Origin of the sequence: Coleofasciculus sp. G3-WIS-01, assembly GCF_040223135.1 — a bacterium.
Taxonomy (GTDB): Bacteria; Cyanobacteriota; Cyanobacteriia; order Cyanobacteriales; family Coleofasciculaceae; genus Coleofasciculus.
In genome coordinates this window covers 1-19,804 of record NZ_JAVJZI010000192.1, presented here as the reverse complement: position 1 = coordinate 19,804, position 19,804 = coordinate 1, and the positions used below count along the sequence as shown (strand labels likewise).

17 protein-coding genes and 1 pseudogene are annotated in these 19,804 nt (G+C 43.7%); 14 read left to right on the top strand and 4 right to left on the bottom strand.

Annotation, left to right across the window (positions count from 1 at the left end; translation table 11 throughout):
- Window positions 1-32: 32 nt before the first annotated feature.
- Both RIM23_RS19810 and RIM23_RS19805 read right to left on the bottom strand, forming a co-directional pair.
- Window positions 33-344, bottom strand: a complete 312-nt coding sequence (locus RIM23_RS19810) for a hypothetical protein (RefSeq protein ID WP_446368839.1) — start codon at window positions 342-344, stop codon at window positions 33-35.
- A gap of 3 nt (window positions 345-347) precedes the next feature.
- Window positions 348-778 (bottom strand): annotated as a pseudogene (locus RIM23_RS19805) (four helix bundle protein).
- 117 nt (window positions 779-895) lie between these two features.
- Between RIM23_RS19805 and RIM23_RS19800 the strand changes: the two are divergent.
- Window positions 896-1,138: a hypothetical protein gene (locus RIM23_RS19800; protein ID WP_446368838.1), complete on the top strand. Its 243-nt coding sequence runs from the start codon at window positions 896-898 to the stop codon at window positions 1,136-1,138.
- Window positions 1,119-1,580 carry a type II toxin-antitoxin system VapC family toxin gene (locus tag RIM23_RS19795; RefSeq protein ID WP_446368837.1) on the top strand — a complete coding sequence of 154 codons (462 nt, stop codon included), beginning with the start codon at window positions 1,119-1,121 and terminating at the stop codon, window positions 1,578-1,580. Before RIM23_RS19800 ends, RIM23_RS19795 begins: the two co-directional genes overlap by 20 nt.
- A gap of 62 nt (window positions 1,581-1,642) precedes the next feature.
- Here the strand turns inward: RIM23_RS19795 and RIM23_RS19790 are convergent, their stop codons facing one another.
- Entirely contained in the window at window positions 1,643-2,527 is an 885-nt protein-coding gene (locus tag RIM23_RS19790; RefSeq protein ID WP_446368836.1) for a sulfotransferase family protein, read from the bottom strand.
- Between the two features lie 164 nt (window positions 2,528-2,691).
- Between RIM23_RS19790 and RIM23_RS19785 the strand changes: the two genes are divergently transcribed.
- Complete coding sequence (locus RIM23_RS19785; RefSeq protein WP_446368835.1) at window positions 2,692-3,729, top strand: NADP(H)-dependent aldo-keto reductase; 1,038 nt, start codon at window positions 2,692-2,694, stop codon at window positions 3,727-3,729.
- 183 nt (window positions 3,730-3,912) lie between these two features.
- A complete protein-coding gene (egtD, locus tag RIM23_RS19780) occupies window positions 3,913-4,935 on the top strand; it encodes an L-histidine N(alpha)-methyltransferase (RefSeq protein WP_446368840.1) in 1,023 nt (340 codons plus the stop codon).
- Between the two features lie 205 nt (window positions 4,936-5,140).
- Here the strand turns inward: egtD and RIM23_RS19775 are convergent, their stop codons facing one another.
- Window positions 5,141-6,148 (bottom strand): phytanoyl-CoA dioxygenase family protein, encoded by a 1,008-nt coding sequence (locus tag RIM23_RS19775; protein WP_446368834.1) that lies wholly within the window; start codon window positions 6,146-6,148, stop codon window positions 5,141-5,143.
- A 99-nt stretch (window positions 6,149-6,247) separates the two neighbouring features.
- Between RIM23_RS19775 and ovoA the strand changes: the two genes are divergently transcribed.
- The 10 genes from ovoA (at window position 6,248) to RIM23_RS19725 (ending at window position 19,557) form a co-directional block, all read left to right on the top strand.
- Window positions 6,248-7,588: a 5-histidylcysteine sulfoxide synthase gene (ovoA, locus tag RIM23_RS19770; RefSeq protein WP_446368833.1), complete on the top strand. Its 1,341-nt coding sequence runs from the start codon at window positions 6,248-6,250 to the stop codon at window positions 7,586-7,588.
- Between the two features lie 74 nt (window positions 7,589-7,662).
- Entirely contained in the window at window positions 7,663-8,115 is a 453-nt protein-coding gene (locus RIM23_RS19765; RefSeq protein WP_446368832.1) for a sterol desaturase family protein, read from the top strand.
- 57 nt (window positions 8,116-8,172) lie between these two features.
- Window positions 8,173-8,850, top strand: a complete 678-nt coding sequence (locus tag RIM23_RS19760; RefSeq protein WP_446368831.1) for an urease accessory protein UreF — start codon at window positions 8,173-8,175, stop codon at window positions 8,848-8,850.
- 77 nt (window positions 8,851-8,927) lie between these two features.
- A complete protein-coding gene (locus RIM23_RS19755; protein ID WP_446356666.1) occupies window positions 8,928-9,173 on the top strand; it encodes a hypothetical protein in 246 nt (81 codons plus the stop codon).
- A 2-nt stretch (window positions 9,174-9,175) separates the two neighbouring features.
- The gene (locus tag RIM23_RS19750) at window positions 9,176-9,337 is read left to right on the top strand and encodes a hypothetical protein (protein WP_446368830.1); all 162 of its coding nucleotides are present in this window, start codon (window positions 9,176-9,178) and stop codon (window positions 9,335-9,337) included.
- A gap of 1,087 nt (window positions 9,338-10,424) precedes the next feature.
- Window positions 10,425-11,840 carry a response regulator gene (locus RIM23_RS19745; protein WP_446368829.1) on the top strand — a complete coding sequence of 472 codons (1,416 nt, stop codon included), beginning with the start codon at window positions 10,425-10,427 and terminating at the stop codon, window positions 11,838-11,840.
- Window positions 11,841-12,481: 641 nt separating this feature from the next.
- Window positions 12,482-13,762, top strand: a complete 1,281-nt coding sequence (locus RIM23_RS19740; protein WP_446368828.1) for a response regulator — start codon at window positions 12,482-12,484, stop codon at window positions 13,760-13,762.
- Between the two features lie 79 nt (window positions 13,763-13,841).
- A complete protein-coding gene (locus tag RIM23_RS19735) occupies window positions 13,842-14,207 on the top strand; it encodes a response regulator transcription factor (protein ID WP_446356660.1) in 366 nt (121 codons plus the stop codon).
- 28 nt (window positions 14,208-14,235) lie between these two features.
- Window positions 14,236-14,772 (top strand): chemotaxis protein CheW, encoded by a 537-nt coding sequence (locus tag RIM23_RS19730; protein ID WP_446368827.1) that lies wholly within the window; start codon window positions 14,236-14,238, stop codon window positions 14,770-14,772.
- A gap of 342 nt (window positions 14,773-15,114) precedes the next feature.
- Complete coding sequence (locus tag RIM23_RS19725) at window positions 15,115-19,557, top strand: GAF domain-containing protein (RefSeq protein ID WP_446368826.1); 4,443 nt, start codon at window positions 15,115-15,117, stop codon at window positions 19,555-19,557.
- Window positions 19,558-19,804 lie beyond the last annotated feature (247 nt).

Below are 19,804 nucleotides of genomic sequence, written 5' to 3'. Positions count from 1 at the left end.
TTGCATCTATTGCTAAGGGTAGACACTTGTCTTCAGACTTCCATAAACTGAGAATCCACTTGAGTAAAGGGGCTCTCGCATTGGCTGACATCTAACTCTCTTCGCTTTTCTCCTTTCTTTCCTTTACTATCTTGATACCATTCTTTCAGTCTTTGTCTGACTGTATTGCTTTTTTCTCCATTGATTTTAGCGATAAATTCTGAAACTCGGGTCAGACTACTTGAACCTGTCATCACCATGCCAACGCTCCAAGTGGCTAAACCGATTACTTCAGGCAAAGATAAATCAGGAAAATGAGAGGAGACAATTTTTGACCAGTCTTTTAAATGTTTATTTCTTAACATAGCTCAACCAATTAACCAATTTTCTGGATGATTAATCATCTTGACTAATCCGCTTAAAATTTGATTATATGTATGATATATTTTTCTCCCTTGCTCCGTTGATATATACTCACATTTAACAGCAAATTTCAGCCAAACCTGCGTTTCAGCACTTTCGGCTTCACAATCATTTAATTTAGCCAGAAACGATGCTTTATACCTTCTTTTTCTCCACGCTTCTGCTTGCGTTAGCACACACAGCACGAGATGAACGTCTAATTTGGTCAGTTAGAGAATATCTTTCTTCTAGGGGAAATTGTTTTGATATTTCAAAAATAGTCATGGCTGCATCAAACGCTAATTGAAGAGATAATAAGATCTTCATGAGTTTTTATGTTTTTTTTGTCTTCTTCCTTGTCCACTTTCCCTCCAGGTCTTCCAAGTCTTACCCCCATTATACCGTCAAGGTAAAAAACCTACCCTTGTGAGATGGGGGCAAGGGGGGGATGGAGAGAGGTTTGGTCTGATTTATGAGTAAAATGTACAATAAGGCGATAGATAGGAGAAATAAAATGAGAACCCTTGAAACAACAGCCAACGTCACATCAGATGGTAAAATCACTCTACAACTCCCCCCTGATATTCCAGCCGGAGAGTATCAGGTTGTGTTGGTGCTTGATCAGACCATTGTTCCAGAAACATCAGAAACTCGGAAGCAACGTCCTCCTTTAAATTTTCCTGTGGATAGTTACGGTTCTTGGTCTCCTAATCTTTCCCTAAGACGTGAGGATATGTATGATGAATGGGGTCGATAATGCGGTATTTCTCGATACCAATATTCTGGTGTACGCCAATGTTGAAGAATCTCTATTTCACCAATCGGCACTAGAAGCCATTCAAACTCGTTATGAAGCCGGAATCGATTTATGGATTAGCCGACAAGTTTTGCGAGAATATTTGACAACTCTCACCCGCCCTCAAGCTTTTGTCAATCCTCGACCTGTAGAAATTGTGATTGCACGAGTGCGATTTTTTCAAGACCACTTTCGTGTCGCTGAAGACAACGCACAAGTGACAGAACGGCTGTTAAGGTTGATGGAGGAAATTCCTATAGGTGGTCGGCAAGTCCATGATGCCAATATTGTGGCAACAATGCTGGTTTATGGGATTGATCAGCTATTGACCCATAATGTTGCCGATTTCAACCGCTTTTCAGAGTTGATCACTGTATTGCCATTGGTTAGAGATGAAGGGTAGTTTTGTCGGTTGGGTTCCCTTATCTCAACCATTAAGTTGAATTGTTTCCGACTATTTATAAATCAGTGATTTCTCAATAAATGGTCTGTGTCCACCTTTAAACCATCCTCAATATAGCCGAGTATTTCTAATTCTCGACCTGCGATTTCATGAAACTGCTTTACCTCTGATTCAGTTAACTCTTTTTTCCAGCGCCCTTGACTCGCCTGATCAATGGATTTGGATAATTTGCGAAACTCTTGGCGAGTATCTTGAGTAATCGTGTTTTGGGAATAGTATTTAGGATTGATCTGTCTGGAATCATACTTTTCTCCAATAAAATTCATGATTTGTCTAACTACCTGTTCCGGGTTATTCGTTAATTCTTCATACTTAACGTCAAGAATATTTTCATTATTTTCCTGGTTTAGTCTCGCATTTATACATTTTTTCCAGTAGGAAGCATAACGGACGATACTCTTTCCTTGAGGAACGTTTTGGTGATGACGTGCTGAACAATAGCCGTCTCGACCATCGCGGAACATATTAATAAACTTGGCGTTGGGAAAGTGCTTTAATAAAAACTTCAGCCTCAAAACATGCTGGGGAGTTTTTTCAATAAAACGCTGACCTCCTGTTTGTTGAGTGATATGTTGAGTGAATTTATCGTAAAATTGCACAATGTCTTGGGACTGTTCAATTAAATTAGCTATTTCTGTAGTGGTAAATCTTTCATAAGTAAATCCATAAATATCCCGGTACATAAACAACCCAGTTTCATAACCAAAACCACTCAAGTTAGGATGAGCGCCTAAAATTAATTTCATCAAAGTTGTCCCACTTCGAGGCGCACCAAATACAAAAATATGGGGTTCATAAGAAATCGTCTTAGGTAGGCGCAGAAAAATATTTTTAGGAATAGCTTGGGGATTGTTCAAAAAAGAACGAAGGGCTGTAACAATAGGCATGACCTTAACCTTTGAGTACTTTTATTCGAGCTGATAATAAAATATTAATAGATGATAATTAAAATTTAACCTAAACTCAAGAAAAATTAATAATTCCTTGAGTCGAATAGCGTTTTAACATTTTGGATTAATATAGAAGGATGACAATTATTTAATCATCAGGTATGGAGTACAAACAACTGGGGGAGAGCAATCTACGGGTTTCAGAAATTTGTCTAGGAACCATGACCTATGGTCAGCAGAATACTATAGAAGATGCCAAAGAGCAATTAGACTATGCGATTTCCCAAGGTGTTAACTTTATTGACACAGCAGAAATGTATCCCGTACCGGGACGCGCTGAAACTCAGGGGAAGACGGAGGAGTATATTGGCGAGTGGTTAGTTAAGCAGCAGCGCGATCAGCTAATTGTGGCGACCAAAATTGCCGGTCCTGGGTCTCGGATAAGCTGGATTCGGGGAGAAAACCACCGAATTGACCGCCCGAATATTGAACAAGCACTAGAAGATAGTCTTAAGCGCCTGCGTACTGATTACATTGACCTCTATCAAATCCATTGGCCCGATCGCTATGTTCCCTTGTTTGGCGCCCCCGATTACGATCCCAAGCAGGAACGGGACACTGTACCGATTACTGAACAACTGGGGGTATTCGCTGATTTGATTAAAGCCGGAAAAATTCGCTATTTGGGGTTGAGTAATGAAACCCCTTGGGGAGTATGTGAGTTTTGCCATATCGCCAAGCAGCTAGGATTACCCAAAGTGGTGTCGATTCAAAATGCCTACAGCTTAGTTAACCGCATCTTTGATATTCACCTCGCTGAAGCCTGTCGATTTAATCAGGTTGGGTTGCTAGGATACAGTCCCCTAGCCTTTGGCTTGCTGACGGGTAAATATCTCAACGGTATCCCGGAAAAGTCACGGCTAGCCCTATTTCAAGGATTTGGTAGGCGGTATGAGAAATCCAATCTCACCGAAGCAGTGAAGGAGTATGTGGAAATTGCCCATAAGCACAACTTGACGCCAGCCCAGTTAGCCTTGGCATTTGTGCGATCGCGTTGGTTTGTCACCAGTACGATTATCGGTGCAACTACGATGGAACAACTTAAGGAAAATCTGAGCGCGGCTGAGGTGACATTGGAGCAGGATATCTTGGCAGAAATTAATGCCGTTCACGATCGCTATCCGAATCCTACCCCTTAAGGGGAATTGTATTGAAATTTTGGTGGGTGGGCATTGCCCACCCTACTCTGAAAAGGTACAGACGCGATGGGAGAAGTGTCTGGGAGATAGGGGAATTTTCTGCTGCTGAAAAAGGCAATTAGGGATAAAATCACCAGGGGACATGATAGGATTTGAGGATTCTCAATGATTTAAGGGAGTAATATTTTGGCAATTGTGCAAGAAACCAAGGAGAATCTCAGTTCGACCGAAGAGCGTCTAGAGATTAATTACCTTGACCGTTCCTACGGGGCGACGACTATTATAGATGGACAAGATATTATTAGCGGATTAACCCAAACGCCTAAATCCTTACCGCCGCGATACTTCTATGATGACCGAGGTTCGCAGTTATTTGAGCAAATCTGTGAGTTACCGGAATATTACCCAACTCGCACAGAAAGCTGGATTCTCCGCCAGTTTGCTGGTGAAATAGCCCATAAGACGGGAGTTTGCGAACTTGTAGAACTCGGGAGTGGGAGTTCAACCAAAACTCGCCAGTTGCTTGATGCTTATCAAACCCTGGGAAATGGGGTGGTATATGCACCGATTGATGTCAGTGGCGGTATTTTAATCGAAAGTGCCCACCAGTTACTCCGAGATTATCCGACGTTGCAGATTCAGGGGTTGGTGGGGACTTATCAACAAGCCCTCGCCCAACTTAAGCCGACGTCTTTGCCATCTCGGATGATTTTCTTCTTGGGAAGTACCTTAGGAAATTTGACGCCACAGGAGTGCGATCGCTTTTTCTGCCAAATTGTAGAGGCTCTGGATACAGGGGAGTATTTCTTATTGGGAGTCGATTTACAAAAGCCTAAACAGGTATTGGAAGCGGCTTACAATGATGCTCAGGGAGTAACAGCTGAATTCAATCTGAATATGTTGGATCATCTCAACCAGCGTTTTGCGGCTAAGTTCGACAGGAAACGGTTTGAACATTGGGCGTTTTACAATGAGCAGCTTAATCAAATTGAGATGCATTTGCGCTGTAGAGAAGCTCATACTGTTTGCCTAGAAGCCCTTGATCTTCAGGTTGAGTTTGAAGCTGGGGAGACGATCAAGACGGAAATTTCCCGCAAGTTTAATTTAGAGGTAATCCAAGGGGAACTTCAAGCCAAAGGGTTAAAACCCCTTGCTGTCTGGAGCGATCCCAAACAATGGTTTGGCTTGATCCTGTCTCAAAAATAAATGTAGTGGACTGACACAGCTAAAATTGTGGGATAGATTTGACGATTAAATCGGGCGCACGTCTGTGCGCCCCTACAATTTCTGAATGTAATGCTAATCTACCCAATTAGGTGTGTCATGCCACTACGCTGTATGTCCAGGTACTTATGACTGTCTACAGCGCTTTTCACGTTTATAGAGTACAAAATAATATAGTAAACGTAATTTATTGTATCTTGCTATCGTAAACAACTGGATTATAGGAACTAGAAATAGTTTCCGAAGGCTGGACACCAGGCATGAACTTCTGCCAATCGCCAGAAATCAGCGTTGGAGAATTAATAACCCTAGCTCCATTTTCAAAATAACTGATGCCAAAAGCTATCCGTTGTTGGGTGGTATAATTAGGGCTTGCTCCATGAACATTTAAACAATGCTGAAAACTGATTTCTCCAAGTTGGAAGGGTTCCCGATCAATCACAATACCGCGAGCTTGAAACATTTCAGATAGGGCGCGATCATGACCTTGACAAAACTTATCAAAGGGGATTTCCTGAACTAGCTTATAAATCTCCATTCCTTTGGCGAATTCCAGAGGACCCATTTCTTTGGGAGTTGGCTGTAACGGAATCCACATAGTGCCAACATTATGGCTAGCAATTGGGTAATGGTGACCATCATAGTGCCAAGGAGTACGACCGCATCCTGGCTCTTTGCACAAAAAGTCATCGTGATAGACCCGAACACTTGATACTTGTAATAACTCTGCTGCCAACTGACCTAACTTTTTGCTCAGGACAAACTCCTTAGCGATTTCACTTTCGAGCCACATCATTTCTCGGCTGCTGAATTGTCGGTTTGAGTCAAGTTTGTAATGCTGCTCGAATAGCTGCTTTAATTCCTTTCGTAATAGATATAGGGCTCCGGGGCTGAGAATATTTTTGATTCTGATATAACTTTCCGTTTGAAATTGTTGAATTTGATGTTCTGAAATCAGATAAGGTTCGGCTAGCTCTTTTTGTAGTTCCTCAATGGAGGAAACTTTATGAGCAACTTGTTCGGGTTGAAAAATCAATCCTTCTTGGTTGATCGACTCTTGGCTATTGTCAGCCAATGAAATGTACCAATTCCACCATTGTTCGTTGGTTCCCGTCCACGCTTCATCTACGCCATCAGTTTGAGCATTAGCGGCGGGAAGATAAGAATTTTGATTGAAGACGTTAGAAGATTTCATTAAAACGTAATTTTTTGTTGGGCTTGACTAAATTCGCAAGTAAGAGGTATTGTATACTCTATTTGAGATAAACACAAGAGTAATAATCGATAAAAATAAATGGATTGGCTTAAATCAACTCACCCCCCTCGACTGGACAAGTGCGATCGCGAAACCTTATTCGACTACTTTGAGAATTCCTGGGAATTGGAAGAAATTCTCATGAAAAGTCTGATATGGGATGAGACATTCTATGTCAACCCTGACGCCTTAAGAAATCCTTTAATTTTCTACTTAGGACATTCCCCTGTCTTCTATATCAATAAATTGGTTCGGGTTGGATTACTCGATAAACGCATTAACCCTGACTACGAAATCCTATTTGAGATGGGAGTCGATCCGACAACCCCAGCCGAATTGAATCAAGCCATGGCAGATGTCCCTTGGCCTCAAGTGGAAGATGTATGGCGGTATCGAGAAAAAGCCAAAGCCGAAGTTACAGACCTGATCCACAATACACCACTGAACCTACCCATTAACCAAAATCATCCCCTCTGGGCGCTGATCATGGGAATGGAACACAACCGGATTCATTTTGAAACCTCCTCCATGCTGATCCGACAACTGCCCGTCGATAGGCTAGAACGTCCGGACTCTTGGCAATATGCCACATCTGATGGTAAGGTCTACGCCAATAAAATGATTCAGATTGCCGGTGGGGTAGCCCAACTGGGCAAACCCAAAGATGCTCCGACTTATGGCTGGGATAGCGAATATGGCAGTAAAACCGTGGAGGTGAAACCCTTTTTAGCCAGTCAGTATTTGATTACTAATGGGGAATTCCTGAAATTTGTGGCAGAGAATGGCTACGACAACCGGGAATTCTGGGATGAAGAATCCTGGAGTTGGAAGAGTGAATATAACATCAAACATCCTAAGTTCTGGATACCTAGTAATGGGAGCTACAAATATCGAGCCATGTTTGATGAAATTGACTTACCCATTGATTGGCCCGTAGAAGTCAATCACAATGAAGCCATGGCTTACTGTCGCTGGCAGGGTAAGGGAGTTCGCTTAATGAGTGAAGCCGAGTGGCATGTTGCGGCGGCTCACTGTGAGGATGAGCAGGAGTTTAATCTTCATGTTAAGTATGGTTCCCCGACGCCAGTGGGTAGCTTAGAAACAGCTAAAAGTCCTGCTGGGCTCTATGATATTCGGGGTAATGTTTGGGAGTGGCTGTGGGAGTGGCTGAGTGATGAGTTCAAACCTCTACCGGGATTCAAGCCCCATTTCCTTTATGAAGATTATTCGGCTCCCTTCTTTGATACTCAGCATCAGGTAATGCGAGGTGGGGCTTGGGCAAGTACAGGCACCTACGCCTCGGCTTCCTGTCGGAATTGGTTCCGCCGCAATTTTTATCAACACGCAGGGTTTCGGATTGCACAAAACTTAGAAGAGTAAAAATAGATAGTTTTTGTAAATTTTTCACCCTGACAATTGCGATTATTCCTCGACTAATTCGGTTCCATAAGTAATTGGCGCTAAATCAAACCAAGGTAAAAAATGAAAATAATTTTAAATTTATTTTTAGAGCTGGAATTTTACATAAAGATTACCATGAGTTGTGCATTATTACAACAGTTTTTCTATTGGGTATTAAGAGTCTGAGTGAATATATTATAGTCACCATTACAGATATTTTACCTATCTTTATATTTGGCTATGATATTACTCAACTCTTGGCTTGGACGGTTATCGGGAATGCTTACAACCTAGAAGGTCATAGTTCGTTGTCTATATTTTTCATTGCATCGGATTTTCACGATCTGCATCACACCAGTTTTAAGGGAAACTATGGTATTCATGGATTTTGGGACAGGGTATTTAATACTTTGAACCCTCCTACCAAAAAATCGGGAATTATATCTCCTGTCGCCTCTCTGGAGAAAATGGCGGTGAAGTTGTCTAGTCGTGGCACGTGGCAGTAAAGTTATGACTTGACTCCTGCCATTTTCCCTGCCCTAGAGTTCCCTGAGAAATGACAAATGACAAATGATAACCTATTGTATTTGTTGCAACTTGCCAGTCCCACTTTACCCGTCGGTGCCTATAGCTATTCAGAAGGATTAGAAATACTGGTGGAACGGGGGGTGATTGATAAACCAAAGCAATTAAAAGCCTGGATTGACCAAGAATTGAGCTATGGAGCAATTCGCTTAGAAGCGGCTATGATGGTAAGATCCTATCAGAGTATCCAGGCTGACGATTTAGAAGCGTTGTTGTATTGGAATGCTTGGGCGAGTGCGGCGAAGGAAACCTCGGAGTTGCGATCGCAAAGTTGGCAAATGGGGAATTCCCTGATCCGCTTACTCGTCGAGTTAGAACCGGAACTTCAGTCTGTAGCTAGGATCGTGGGAACACCCTGCAATTATGCGATCGCCTTTGGTATTGCAGCCGCTTACTGGCAAATTAACCTCATGGCTGCTTTATTGGGTTATTTCCACAGTTGGGCATCCAATCTAATTAATGCAGGTGTGAAATTGATTCCCTTGGGTCAAACTGTCGGTCAACAACTTTTACTGGAACTTACCCCTGTGCTATCGGTGGCTAGCCAAGACATTTTGGCGCTAGAAGATGATGAACAGTTAAACAGTTGCACTTGGGGATTCGCGCTCTCTAGCATGGCTCACGAAACCCAGTATACGCGATTATTTCGCAGTTAGCCTCATTCTGTATTGGTGTAAGTTGTCTATCGCATGGTTCTATGCTACCTTAAAAGTTTTTCAATTTTGAGGAAGCTATGACACAACGAACCCAGATCAATCTTCGCATAGACAACGAATTACTTCAGGCGCTACGCGAGAAATGTGCGGCGGAAGGCTGCACTCAGACTGAATTTATTACCAATGCCATCAAATCGGCATTAGGCATCCCCCTTACCCAAGCCAATTTTGTTGAGATCGATGAACGAATTGCTGCCCAAATTCAACCGATTCGAGAAGAGTTAGATCAGTTGAGGGCAGCATTGGGGGAATTCGCAGCCTGAGAGTGGACAATTCAACTCTCAGGCAACAGGTTCCACCACTATCCAAGTTGGAGGCAATTCGTGATCGCATTCTCGGTAACTTGAATATCGGTAGAAATGCACTCGCCTACAAAGCCGCCCAGAAAGTCCTCAATGAATTTATTGGCGAATTGTACAGAAAATAACCGATCACCAAAAGCGGCGGTGAGTTTACTACCTTCAATGGATGGCAGAGATTAGTCCCTTTGTTCATGGTTCATAGACTTTGCTTGAAATAACAATGATGAACCATGTAGCGGGCTTGGTGCTTCGCGAGTACCACGTCTGTTGTGTTTGTTGAAGGAGTAAGTGAAATCCCACGTCCTTTAAGCGTGGGATACACCCTTTTTATCCCATCTCACATTATAGCTTTCTTCTAGACTGGTTGCTATATTTTTAGCCAAAACCTGATAATCAAAAATACTTAATATCTAGGGAGAAAGATTAATTATCTGGGGGTAATTACGGATAAATTGGGTAATGCTTATCCCTATACCTAAGCTATTTGGCTTAGGTATGTTACCGCAAAATCAGGGTTATGCGATAGCTGAAATGCTTATTAGGAAACGATTAAAAGCTTGTCTTCCTACTAAAGAACTACAGGGATAAACTTACGCCATTATGCTGAGGTTATTGGCGGCAAGATCAGCCGAAAATAGGAAAACATAATGACTTGATCAAGAAAATGTGAACAGAGCTTTACAGAAAATTGATGATCACTTTACCGAATTACCCGTGAAATCCTCTACCATAAAGATAGAGTACGTCTAAATCAGTTGTGAAATAGCAACCATTATCGGGCAAGCTTTTCAGCCCCATCTGCTTTCACAAATGATTACTGGCGATAGTGAGTGTAAGCAACTCCCTCTAAACGTCTACATAGAATTATACTGGGTACAACCCAACCAGATACAGCAGTGCATCTCCACAACGCCGAAGTTAGAGGCTGACTCACGTCTGTCGGCGATAGCAAAAACTCCTCTAATCTGGGTGATTTACCAAATTTTGTAATACGAACAGCAAGCACTTAAGTGCGATGTTAACTAGACTGGTTCAGTTTTGTACACCTCTCTCCGAACAAGACTGTGCTTAATTGTCCCAGCTTATCATCTAAGGCTGACGGTATTACTACGACTGAGTACAGTCTGTTTCTATATCTTTCCCAACTCGGCTAATTGATTTCATCATAGCTAATCATTCCATGCCGTATTCCCAGGAGTTCAACTTAAAATTATGACTAATCAATTCCAGCGAGTAATTGGATACTCTCAACACTGGGCTGAATTTATTAGCACTGGCGGATTTCCCTTTACCCCTTGTCAAATTGTCAATACTGAAAATCTAGCAACCCAAGTTTTCTCCTGCGCCAGTGAGCAATTTACAGGTTGCTTAGATATTGAAGCCCCTCAACGCCAGCATTGGAGTTTATATTTTTGCCGGGGTTTAATTTGTGGCGGAAGTGGTGTACATCCACTTCGGAGTTGGTTGCGTCAGCTTTGTCGTTACTGTCCCCAACTGTTTAAAGATGGGACTATCAATAGTTCACATCAATTTGCTGGTGATAATTACGACGCCTTAGCGGAATTGGTAATGCAAGGAAAAATTAGAAGAGAGCAAATGACAGAAGTTGTCGAAGGCTATATTTTAGAAGTCTTCTTTGATCTGATTCAACAACTTGAACAGACATCTCTCTCAAACTTGCGACTCACTTATAGTCAAATTCCTCAAGAGCAGATGGATTCAGCTCTAGTCACTATAGAGGTTGATAAAACCTGGCGACAAGCCTTAAAACTTTGGCAAAGTTGGCAAGGTTCAGATTTAACAGATATTTCTCCCAACTTAGCGCCCAAGGTTTTACAACCTCAAGAATTACAACAACAGTTTTCTCTGATGCTTTATGATAACCTCAGTGGTTTAGGAGGTATTAATCAGACGTTTAAAGCCTTGCAACAAGAAACGTCTCAATTTTCATCTGATAACCTTCTGGCTTCAATGGATGGAAGTCAAACCTTACGAGATTTAGCCGTTAATTTGAACCGGAATCTCTTACTCCTGACTCAGCCAATTATCCCTTATATTCGTCAAGGTTTAATCGAATTGATTGAGGTTGAGGACGTGAGTTTCAGGGTCGCCTCACTGACAAATATGAACCAGGAACATCCATTACCAGAAACTCCAGCAACTCCAATAGAATCGAACCAGACGAGTCCTTTAATTGCCTGTATTGAGGATAGCTCAGTTGATCTGTTGCTGATGAATCATATTCTCACTCAAGCGGGTTATGGGTTTATCAATATCGAGGATCAGGAGAAAGCTTTATCGATATTGATAGAAAAGAAACCTGACCTAATTTTCTTGGATTTAGTGATGCCCATTGCTAATGGATATGAAATCTGCTCCCAAATTCGTCGGATTCCCTTTTTCAAATCTACTCCTGTGATTATTGTCACGGGTAAGGATGGGATTATTGACCGGACAAGGGCAAAAATTGTCGGGGCGTCAGATTTTGTCACCAAGCCCATCAATAAAGAGAAAATTATACAAGCTTTACAAACTCATCTACCCCAGCCGAAAGTTAACCAGTTCCAGAATAGATCAACCATTGGAGATTGGTATACTAAACAACCGATTCAATACTCTCTGATGTAAGAGAGAATTCAAAAAAAACACATCTAAGTAGAGTCTGCTGCAGGGAGTCTTGTGGAGGGGTAGGAACCATGTAGAGACGCGCCATGGCGCGTCTGGAACCATGTAGAGACGCGCCATGGCGCGTCTGGGAGCAGGGGAAGCAATGATACATTTTCCCTGATAAATGAGTTCGCTCATCTATTTATTTTTAACTGAAATATTGCTTGGGAGCATGTCAGTTTCGCATAAAACGTTCAAGTAGGTTGGGTTTTTGCGTAAGCGTTACCCAACAGGCTAATCTGGAGTTGGGTTTCGTTCCTCAACCCAACCTACAAAGATGACATGATCCCTATTGCTTAAAATAAAGCTAAAAAATAATTGGCAAAATAAAAATATTTTTAGTATGTTATTTATTTTATTAAAGTAAATAACAGTATTTTAAAAGGCTAATTTTTGTCAAATATATTGACACAGTGGCATTTATATAAGTTAGAATTGAGTCAGTTGTATAAATAAATATATCAAAATGTGTTTAATAAACAGGCAAAATGCTGTGTTATTTAGTTTTGGAAAACTAAAAATATACAGCTAAAATCTAATCTTTTTTATATCCCAGTCATTTAATATATCATCTCACTGAAGGATACAAATAAAAATTCAAAATGCTTGCCCCTTTATCTGTTCGATCAACTCACTGGCCTACAACCAAACATGATGTTATCTTTAACACAGAAGAACTGCTAAGACGAATTCAAAATTGTGCGAGTCAACAATTTACAGGTCAGTTAGATTTCAACATAACCCATCCTCAACAGCAGCAGTGGAAGCTATTCTTTAGCGTCGGGAGTTTGATTGGTTGTGACAGTGAAGTACATCCTGTGCGTCGTTGGTATCGTCAATTGTCATTGCACTGTCCTTCACTGGCTGTTAATTCTGTGATTCAAGAAGGAGAACCGATTCAATATCCAGATTATGAGTCATTATCCAAACAAGTGAAACAAGGACAAGTACCCCTGGGACAAATGGCGGCAATTGTTGAAGGTCATACTAGCGAAGTTCTTTTTGATATTATCCAAGCAGGCGAACAACAAAACTATCATTCTGGCTTGTATCTAAGCTACCGAGTGATTCCTCAAGATTCCATCGATTTAGGGTGGGTTGTGGTACGGGCAGAGCGCGTTTGGCAGCAAGTTTTTCAGGATTGGCAAGCTTGGCAACAAGCTGGTTTAGCTGAAATTTCACCGAATCTAGCCCCCAAAATTTTGCAGGCGGAACAGTTACGCCTGCAAACATCACCCTCTGCTTATCGCAACCTGACAACTCTTGCCGATGGGACACAAACGCTTCGGGATTTAGCAGTCAAGTTAAAACAAAATATTCTGCCATTAACTCACTCAATTGCTCCCTATATTCGTAAAGATTTAATTGGTTTAATTGAAGTTAATGACTTAAAAGTTTCTATTTTAAACCCTAAGCTTGTCGAACCCAAATCTCAGCAAAATGGCAGAATAAGTTCACAAAAGTCTTCGGCAACTTCATCCTCCTCCAAATCAGACGGCGCGGTAATTGCTTATATCGATGATAGTAGAATTGATAGTCAAATGATGGGTTATATTTTAGAGGAGGCGGGTTATAGGTTTGTCTCAATTCAGGATTCCGTGCAAGCCCTAGTCGTACTTCTCGAAAATAAACCTGATCTCATATTCCTGGATTTGGTAATGCCTGTAGCCAATGGTTATGAAATTTGTTCACAAATTCGCCGTGTTTCGGTTTTTCAGGATATTCCTGTGATTATTCTGACGGGAAATGACGGCATTGTAGACCGGGTGCGTGCCAAGATGGTCGGGGCTTCTGGTTTTTTGCCGAAGCCGATTACTCAACAAAAGGTCTTAAGTACTTTGCAGAGGTATTTGCCGACAAAATCCTTATATATGAGTAATTAAATTTCTGCTCAGGATTGACCTTTTGACCACAAACACAAACAAGCTGTATAAAGTTTGGATCGCAAAAATTGGATTAACTATGACAACTATTCTTTTAGTGGAAGATAGTGTAACAGAAACTCAGGTGCTGACTCGTTATTTAAGACAAGCTGGTCTCAACGTGGTTAGTGTGACGAGTGGAGAAGAGGCTCATATAAAACTCCAATCTCAAAAACCTGATTTGGTAATTCTCGATGTGATTTTACCCGGTCAAAGTGGCTTTGAACTTTGCCGCGAGATTAAAACCAACATCGATACCAAGAAAATTCCTGTAGTAATTTGTTCAACAAAAGGAACTGACGCTGACAAATTATGGGGTTCGATGTTGGGTGCTGATGCCTATATTTCTAAACCAGTCGATCAACAGGAATTAATGAAAACCATTAATAAATTCACACTAGTTTAGATGTTTCCTGTTCCCTGTTACCTAAAAAATGACAAATTACCTCGACTCAATTCTATTAACAACGAGTCTTGAACCACTCAACCTTAAACCTTTCCCCCCCCAAAAGCAGCAGCGGTTACTCCGCTTTCCCTTGGGTCACCAAGATAGTGGGTTATTGCCTTTGGAACAGATTGGGGAAGTGCTACGAGTGAACGCAACGGAGATTCTACCTGTTCCAGAAATGCCCCATTGTGTTTTAGGTATCTGTAACTGGCGTGGCGATATGCTTTGGCTAGTTGATCTGAACTATTTGATGGGCTATTTACCTTTAGAAAAACAAGGACAATTATCTGCGGCTTTGGTGGTTTTAGTGGTTCAGGTTAATGATCAATCTGTAGGACTTGTTGTTGCACAAGTTAATGACATTGAATATCACAATTTACAACATTTACAACCTGCAGTTCCCGGTTTATTTCCACCCAAACTGTTGCCGTTTATTCTGGGTTCACTCCCTGAAGAGCAGGGAATTGTGCTGAATATTCACGCCATTAGCCACTATCCCCTTTGGCAAATGCATCGTGAGTGAAAAATGAGGGAGAGATGGGACAGAGAGCATGTCAGGGACAGCACAAAACGCTCAAGTAGGTTGGGTAGAGCGATAGCGTTACCCAACAGGCTCTTGATGGCGTTGGGTTTCGTTCCTCAACCCAACCTACTCTCGTTGACATGCTCCCGGTGGGACAGAGGTGTTTAAGACGTAGTCTGTGAACAGTCAAGGCGGGTTTGGCGCAAACGTTACCATCAATGGCTAAAGAAAATCCCTAAACCCGCCCCCATAAACCATTCCAGACTAGCGAGGCGAAGGGTCAAAACTCAAAACTTTCCCGATCGCGAATCGTGGACTTATTAGGACTAGACAAAGCGAATTATGCAAGAACTCGAACAATCCAAGCAAGTACTCAACCCTGATGCACAGAAGGATTCCGCTCATAAAATCAGTAATGGCGATCGCGTGACTGGTGAGTCCCACCCTAACTCTGATATCAATATCGAAACCTATTTTCAACAACAACGACAGTGGTTGTTATCAGTGGCTAAACGGATGCGTCGCGCTTCCACAATTGAAACCGTTGATACGCTGCTAGAAACCACTGTGGCAGAGGTGCGGGAGCATTTCCAAGTGGATCGCGTCCTAATTTATCGCTTCCAGACTGATACCGAGGGCGTTGTCCGCGCTGAATCAATGGTTGCGGGGTATACTCCCTGTTTGGGTGAATCCTTACCGGCGTTAACTTTTGGGGCAAACAATCAAATAGAGTATCAACAGCAAGAAGTTGTCACACTCAATCATCTTTACCAAGGCGTAACCAGTCCCTACCAACTGCAACTGCTGAAACGGTTTCAAATTAAAGCCTGTTTAAGTTTGCCGATTCTGTTGAGTAAACAAGCCTGGGGGTTACTGATTGTTCAACAATGTTCCGCAACCCGCACCTTCCAAGACTCAGAAATTAACCTGCTGTATCAGGTGACAACGGAACTGGCTTTGAACCTGCAACCGGGGGAACTGTTTAGCCAACTCCGTACCCAGAACCAAAATACCAAAGTTGTGGGTCAAGTCGCGGCGAAAATCCTGAAGAACATTTTGCGATCGCTCAATGTTCCCCAAGTCTTTAGCAGCGCCACGCGGGAAATCCGTCAGCAACTCAACTGCGATCGCGTGGCGGTGTATCGGTTTAATCAAGATTGGAGTGGCGAGTTCATTGCTGAATCCGTCGCACCTGGCTGGGTTCCCTTAGTCGAGCCCGATATCAAAAAAGTCTGGGCGGATACCTATCTCCAGGAAACCCAAGGCGGGCGTTATCGCCAAGAAGAAACCAATGGAGTGAATAACATTTACGCCGCCGGTTTGAGTGATTGTCACATTGAGCTGTTAGAACAATTTGAAGCAAAAGCTTATGCGATCGCGCCCATTTTTGAGGGAGACAAACTCTGGGGTTTACTCGCCGCCTTCCAAAACTCAGCTCCTCGTCAATGGGACGCCTCAGAGCTTAATATACTTGCCTTAGTCGGGCGTCAGTTTGGCGTAGCGCTCCAGCAAGCCGAATACCTGGACAGTTTGCAAGCGCGAACCGGACAACTGGCAAAAGTGGCGGAACGGGAACGCACCATCGCCCGTGTGATCGAGAAAATTCGTCAAACCACCGACTTGGAGACGATTTTCAACACCACAACCAAAGAAGTGCGTAAACTGCTCAACGTTGAGCGTGTCACCATCTATAAATTCCGCGACGATTATTTCGGTGATTTCATCAGTGAATCCGAAGCGGGGGGATTTCCAAAACTCGTGGGGAGTGGTTGGGAAGATCCCTATCTCAACGAACACCAAGGCGGACGTTTTCGCGATAATGAACCCTTGGTTGTGGATGATATTTACACCGCCAATCTCACCGATTGTCATATCGAGGCTTTAGAATACTTTGAGGTTAAATCCTGCGCCGTCGTCTCTATCTTCCAAGGACAAAAGCTGTGGGGATTACTCAGTGCGTTTCAAAACACCAGTACACGCCACTGGGAAGACGGTGAAGTCCGACTGCTGACTCAAGTGGCGGCTCAACTGGGGGTGGCGCTACAACAGGCGGAGTATCTAGAGAAATTGCAAACCCAATCCCAGCAACTGGTTAAAACCGCAGACTTGGAACGAGTTACGGCTCAAATTATCACCAAAATTAGCCAATCTCAAGAGATCGATCAGATTTTCCAGACAGCTTGTAGCGAAGTGCAAACCTTTTTGGGCGCTGATCGCGTGGGCGTCTTTCGCTTTGATCCCGAATCTGGGTTTAATCGGGGAGAAATGGTGTCTGAGCGGGTGGTGGCAGGTTTACAATCAGCCTTGTCGATGAAAATAGACGATCACTGTTTTGGTGACAAACATGCGGAAAATTATCGTAAGGGACGGGTTTGGGCGGTTACGGATATTTATAACGCCAATTTAGCCCCCTGTTATATTGATACCCTCTCCAAGTTCCAGGTGCGAGGGAATTTGGTCGCACCCGTCATGCAAGGGATGGAATTGTGGGGATTGCTCTGTATTCACCAGTGCAGTGGTCCACGGAAGTGGAAACAACAAGAGGTCGAGTTTGTCAAGCAGGTGGCTTATCAATTGTCCATCGCCCTAAAACAATCCCAGTACCTGCACCAATTACAAGCGCAATCGACTCAGCTAGCGACGATTGCCCAAACCCAGGAAACGGTATCAACCGTCCTCACTAAGTTGAGCTATGGCGAGGATGTACCCAGCATCTACAATATAGCCACTCGTGAACTACGGAAACTACTCAAGTGCGATCGCACCGCAGTCTATCAATTTGAGCCGGATTGGAGTGGTGTGTTTGTCGCCGAGTCAGTGGCGACAGGTTGGACGCCTTTAGTCGGTCCCGATATCCGCACCGTTTGGGAAGACACCTATTTAAAGGAAACCCAGGGGGGGCGGTATCGCCATCGGGAAAGCTTCGCCGTGGATGATATCCATACCATCGGTCACTCCGATTGTCACGTTGAAATCTTAGAGCAATTTGAGGTCAAAGCTTACGCCCTCGCCCCGATTTTCGTCGCCGATGAGTTATGGGGAATCCTCTGTGCTTATCAAAATACCGGATCTCGCCACTGGACGAGTACGGAAATTACCGCGTTAACCCAACTCGGTCAAGGGGTGGGAACGGCATTACAACGACTCTACTACCTAGAGCAGGTGCAACAGCAGTCGGATCAATTCGCCCAATTAGCGCAGCGGGAAAGTAATTTTATCAACCTGCTGTATAAAACCGGACAACGAATTGCCGAGCGCTTACAAAAAGGAACCTTAAACCCAGAGGTTCTGTTGCAGGCGACGAGTCAGGAATTGCGACTCCTGCTAAATGCGGATCGGGTGGCGGTTTATCGCTTTAACTCTGATTGGAGTGGGCAATTTGTGATTGAAGATGTGGGCGGCTCATACATCAAGGTTGTGGGTACGGAATTGGCGCGGGTGAGTGATCCGGTGTTACAGGAAACCCGGGGGGGTTCCTATCGCCAAAATCAGTCCCGTGCGGTGAATGACATCAGCCAAGCCACTGAATTGACGTTTAACCGTGAAGTGTTGCAACTGTGGGGAGTGCAAGCTTACATGATCGCGCCTCTATTCCAAGGGGAACAACTGTGGGGATTGCTGGGGGTTTATCAAAACAGTGAACCGCGAACCTGGGAAGAGGGAGAGATTAAACTCTTAGCCCAAATGTCAATCCAGTTAGGGATTGCTCTGCAGCAAGCTCAATCCTTGGAGCAAGTTAAGGAACAGTCTGAGCAACTAATGGCGGCGGCGCAACGGGAGAAAGCGGCGAAGGAAGAATTGCAACAGGGGGTGATTCAATTGCTAATGGCGGTACGTCCGGCTTTACAGGGGGATCTCACCGTGCGAGCGCCGATTACTGAAGATGAGGTGGGAACGGTGGCGGATGCTTATAATAATACCCTGCAAAGTCTCCGGGGGATTGTGAAACAGGTGCAGCAATCCTCTCGCCAAGTGGCACAAACTTCTCAAGCCAGCGAAGCCGCGATCGCGGGATTGGCGCAACAAGCGCAACGCCAGTTCCAGGCGCTCGAACAAACTCTAGAACAGATTCAGATGATGGTGAATACCACTGAAGCGGTGGGTGCTAGCGCTCGCCAGGTGAACGAAGCGGTGCAACGCGCTAACGAAACGGTTCAGGCGGGGGATGAGGCGATGAACCGCACGGTGGATGGGATTATGGATATCCGAGAAACCGTGGCGGAAACTAGTAAGCGGCTGAAGCGTTTGAGTGAATCGACGCAAAAGGTGTCGCGAGTGGTGAATTTGATTAGTAATTTTACCACTCAAACTCAACTGCTGGCGTTGAATGCATCGATTGAAGCCACACGCGCCGGTGAGTATGGACGAGGTTTTGTGGTGGTTGCGGATGAAGTGCGTTCTCTAGCGCGTCAATCAGCGGAAGCGACGACGGAGATTGCCCAATTGGTGCAGGAGATCCAGATGGGTACAGCAGAAGTCTCCACAGTCATGGAAACTGGGATTCAGCAGGTGGCAATTGGCACAAACCAAGTCAATGAAGCCCGCGAGTATTTGTATGCGATCGTGGAAGCCACGAGTCAGATTAGTCAGGTGGTTGCTGGAATTACCCAGGCGACTCAAATTCAAAATCAAGAGTTGCAGTCTGTCACGCGAACCATGACTCAGGTGGCGACGATTGCTAATCAAACGGCGGAAAATTCTCTGGAGATGTCTACATCGTTCCAAGAATTGTTGGCAATGGCGCAAAATCTGCAAATGAGTGCCGATCAGTTCAAGGTTGAATAGTCATTTGCCATTCGTCATTTGTCCTTTGTTATTGACGCTGTAGGGGCGGGTTTCACTACTATCGTTTTTTACCTCACCTGGGTGTGACTAAACCCGCCCCTAAACCCAACCATTTAGTCAGGGCGGGTTTTGTCCCAACGTTATCAGCAATAGCGAAAAGGAAGTCCCTAAACCCGCCCCTACGCATTCAAAATTCAACCATTTAGTCAGGGCGGGTTTTGTCCCAACGTTATCAGCAATAGCGAAA

Bases quoted from the DNA above. Each gene is read 5' to 3' on its own strand.
- RIM23_RS19810 (WP_446368839.1), bottom strand. From the start codon at position 344: ATGTTAAGAAATAAACATTTAAAAGACTGGTCAAAAATTGTCTCCTCT.
- RIM23_RS19800 (WP_446368838.1), top strand. From the start codon at position 896: ATGAGAACCCTTGAAACAACAGCCAACGTCACATCAGATGGTAAAATC.
- RIM23_RS19795 (WP_446368837.1), top strand. From the start codon at position 1,119: ATGATGAATGGGGTCGATAATGCGGTATTTCTCGATACCAATATTCTG.
- RIM23_RS19790 (WP_446368836.1), bottom strand. From the start codon at position 2,527: ATGCCTATTGTTACAGCCCTTCGTTCTTTTTTGAACAATCCCCAAGCT.
- RIM23_RS19785 (WP_446368835.1), top strand. From the start codon at position 2,692: ATGGAGTACAAACAACTGGGGGAGAGCAATCTACGGGTTTCAGAAATT.
- RIM23_RS19775 (WP_446368834.1), bottom strand. From the start codon at position 6,148: ATGAAATCTTCTAACGTCTTCAATCAAAATTCTTATCTTCCCGCCGCT.
- ovoA (WP_446368833.1), top strand. From the start codon at position 6,248: ATGGATTGGCTTAAATCAACTCACCCCCCTCGACTGGACAAGTGCGAT.
- RIM23_RS19760 (WP_446368831.1), top strand. From the start codon at position 8,173: ATGACAAATGATAACCTATTGTATTTGTTGCAACTTGCCAGTCCCACT.
- RIM23_RS19755 (WP_446356666.1), top strand. From the start codon at position 8,928: ATGACACAACGAACCCAGATCAATCTTCGCATAGACAACGAATTACTT.
- RIM23_RS19745 (WP_446368829.1), top strand. From the start codon at position 10,425: ATGACTAATCAATTCCAGCGAGTAATTGGATACTCTCAACACTGGGCT.
- RIM23_RS19740 (WP_446368828.1), top strand. From the start codon at position 12,482: ATGCTTGCCCCTTTATCTGTTCGATCAACTCACTGGCCTACAACCAAA.
- RIM23_RS19735 (WP_446356660.1), top strand. From the start codon at position 13,842: ATGACAACTATTCTTTTAGTGGAAGATAGTGTAACAGAAACTCAGGTG.
- RIM23_RS19730 (WP_446368827.1), top strand. From the start codon at position 14,236: ATGACAAATTACCTCGACTCAATTCTATTAACAACGAGTCTTGAACCA.
- RIM23_RS19725 (WP_446368826.1), top strand. From the start codon at position 15,115: ATGCAAGAACTCGAACAATCCAAGCAAGTACTCAACCCTGATGCACAG.